This is a genomic window from uncultured Neisseria sp. (assembly GCF_951230505.1).
GTDB lineage: Bacteria > Pseudomonadota > Gammaproteobacteria > Burkholderiales > Neisseriaceae > Neisseria.
On record NZ_CATNVN010000197.1, the window covers coordinates 1 to 2,781 of the forward strand.

Genomic DNA, 2,781 nt, shown 5'->3' on the forward strand with positions numbered 1-2,781 from the left:
ATGATAGGCGAACACATGGCTTCTTTCGCGCAACTGGGCGACGCATCCAATGTCGCGGTTTTGCTCTGCATGGCCGCATTCCTTGCCGCCGCGACCCAATCGCCGTTGACCGCCGCCGTGGTGGTAATGGAAATGACGGGCGGACAGAATTTATTGTTTTGGATGCTGCTGACTTGCATCTTCGCTTCGCAAGTCTCGCGCCAATTCTCGCCGCATCCGTTTTATCACGCCGCAGGTTTGCGCTTCAGACGGCATATCGAAGCCGAAAGCGGACATGTTCAGCACGAGAAAAAAGAATAGATCGGCATATAAAAGGCCGTCTGAAAACTAAATTTCAGACGGCCTTTGTGATGTCGTTTAAAGCTGTATTACGGTTTACTTAAACAGCAAAATCAGCAGCAAAACAACCGCAATCACACCCAGCCACAGGCTTTGGCGTTGCTGTACTTTGACCAGATGTACATAGGCATCACGCATTTCCTGTTGGCGGTTTTCATCAACCAGCGCACTGATTTTACGCGGCAGGGAGGGGATGATTTGCGCCCAGTCGGGGGCTTCGTTTTTGAGGTTTCGCCAAAGGGCTTTGGGGCCGACCTGTTCGTTCATCCAACGCACCAAAAACGGTTTGGCGGTTTTCCATAAATCCAAATCGGGATCGAGTTGGCGGCCCAAACCTTCGATGTTGAGCAGCGTTTTTTGCAGCAATACCAGCTGCGGCTGGATTTCGACATTGAAGCGGCGGCTGACTTCAAACAGGCGCATCAGCACCAAGCCGAAGGAAATTTGCGAAATCGGTTTGTTGAACACCGGTTCGCACACGGCGCGGACAGCCGCTTCCAATTCTTCCGCTCGCGTGTCGGCAGGCACCCAGCCCGATTCGATGTGGGCGGTGGCGACGCGGTGGTAATCGCGGTTGAAGAAGGCAAGGAAGTTGATGGCGAGATAGCGCTTGTCGTAGTCGGTCAGCGTGCCGACGATGCCGAAATCGAGGGCGATGTAGCGGTTGTCGGCGGCGACCAGAATATTGCCGGGGTGCATATCCGCATGGAAAAAACCGTCGCGGAAGACTTGCGTGAAGAAGATTTCCACGCCGTAATCGGCAAGTTTGTGCAAATCAATGCCGTCGGCTTTGAGTTTGGCAATATCGGATACCGGCGTGCCGTCCATCCATTCGATGGTTAGCACATCGCTGGTGCAGTAGTCGTAAAACACCTTCGGCACAATCAGCATATCGCTGTTTTGGAAATTGCGTCCAAGTTGGCTGGCATTGGCGGCTTCGCGCATCAAGTCCAATTCGTCGTGCAGGTATTTGTCAAATTCGGCCACCACTTCGCGCGGCTTTAAACGCTTGCCGTCTGAAAACAAACGCTCCACCCAGCCTGCACCAAAGCGCATCAGCGACAAATCCTGTTCGATAACGGGCAAAAGGTTGGGGCGCAAGACTTTCACTGCGACCTGTTCGCCCGAATGCAGGCGGGCTTTGTGTACTTGGGCGATGGACGCGCTGGCGACAGGCTCGGTTTCAAATTCCGCGTATAAAGTGTCGATGGATTGGCCCAGCGATTTTTCGATTTGCGAGCGTGAAAGCTGCGCATCAAACGGCGGTACTTTGTCTTGCAGCCTTGCCAGTTCGACCGCGTAATCATGTGGAATCAAATCGGGGCGCGTGGACAATACCTGTCCGAATTTGATGAAAATCGGCCCCAAGCTTTCCAAAGCCAAACGCAGGCGCACGGCAGGCATCTCTTGTTTGAACTTGGACGACTGCGGCAGCATATTGAGGAAAGTCCGCGCCCAACCCGGACGGACCAGCGAGGCAATCAGCTCGGCAAGGCGGTAGCGGTAGAGCGTGCAGAGGATGGTTTTGATGCGTTTGAGGCGGTTCATGATGGACGCAGATAAATCGAAAAAACAGAATTATATAGGAAAAACGGGTAAGGGCTTCAGACGGCCTGAGACTTTTGCAAAAACATCTGCCGCATAGCCAACAATTTGATAAAGGCTCAAGTTTTGCTGCCCCAATAAAAAGACGGATATTCACATCATAAATATTCGTCGGCTACTTGCCCAAACTGCCGATTCAAGACATAATCGGGAAATGTGCAGGAGAGTGTTACACCCAACTACAATGTAACCACCGAAGGCGCAGACACCCTTAAATCGCTCAGGTATCAGGGACTGCACATTGAAACAAACAATCTGGAGAGCGGCGTTAGAATAACGTCCACCGAAGGGGAGAAGGCCGTCTGAACCACCATTCAGACAACCGCGCAAAGCAGTGAGCAGACTGGTTTGCCATCATGCGGATACGGCCGAAAATCTCAGGTTCAAGGACAGATAGGGTCATCCGCGCACAGGTGCGCGGGCGGCATCTGAACAAAAAATCCGGAGAAACTTGAGAATGACTGCTCTGAAAACCACCCCATTTCATCAAGCCCATCAAGATGCAGGCGCAAAGCTGGTAGATTTTGCCGGCTGGGAGCTGCCCATCCATTATGGTTCACAAATCGCCGAACACGAAGCCGTGCGCACCGACGCCGGTATGTTTGACGTATCCCATATGCTCGTTACCGACGTAGCAGGCGCAAATGCCAAAGCCTTTTTCCGCAAATTGATTGCCAACGATGTCGCCAAACTCGCTTTTGTCGGCAAAGCCCTTTATTCCGCTTTGCTCAACGACAACGGCGGCGTAATTGACGACTTGATCGTTTACCGCACCAACGAAGCCGAAACCCAATACCGCATCGTGTCCAACGGCGCGACCCGCGAAAAAGACACGGC

2 protein-coding genes, 1 pseudogene and 1 riboswitch are annotated in these 2,781 nt (G+C 52.7%); of the genes and pseudogenes, 2 read left to right on the plus strand and 1 reads right to left on the minus strand.

The features are described 5' to 3' along the window. The coding region (locus tag Q1M25_RS09330; RefSeq protein ID WP_300484021.1) for a chloride channel protein at window positions 1–300 on the plus strand (300 nt) is incomplete at its 5' end. A 75-nt stretch (window positions 301–375) separates the two neighbouring features. Here Q1M25_RS09330 and ubiB read toward each other — a convergent pair. Next, window positions 376–1,887: a ubiquinone biosynthesis regulatory protein kinase UbiB gene (gene ubiB / locus Q1M25_RS09335; RefSeq protein WP_300484023.1), complete on the minus strand. Its 1,512-nt coding sequence runs from the start codon at window positions 1,885–1,887 to the stop codon at window positions 376–378. A gap of 206 nt (window positions 1,888–2,093) precedes the next feature. Then, window positions 2,094–2,191: riboswitch (glycine riboswitch) on the plus strand. Window positions 2,192–2,401: 210 nt separating this feature from the next. Here ubiB and Q1M25_RS09340 point away from each other — a divergent pair. Further along, window positions 2,402–2,781 (plus strand): annotated as a pseudogene (locus Q1M25_RS09340) (glycine cleavage system protein T); the annotation flags it as partial.

Excerpts from the sequence above, each read along its gene's own strand:
- ubiB (WP_300484023.1), bottom strand. The coding sequence starts at position 1,887 with ATGAACCGCCTCAAACGCATCAAAACCATCCTCTGCACGCTCTACCGC.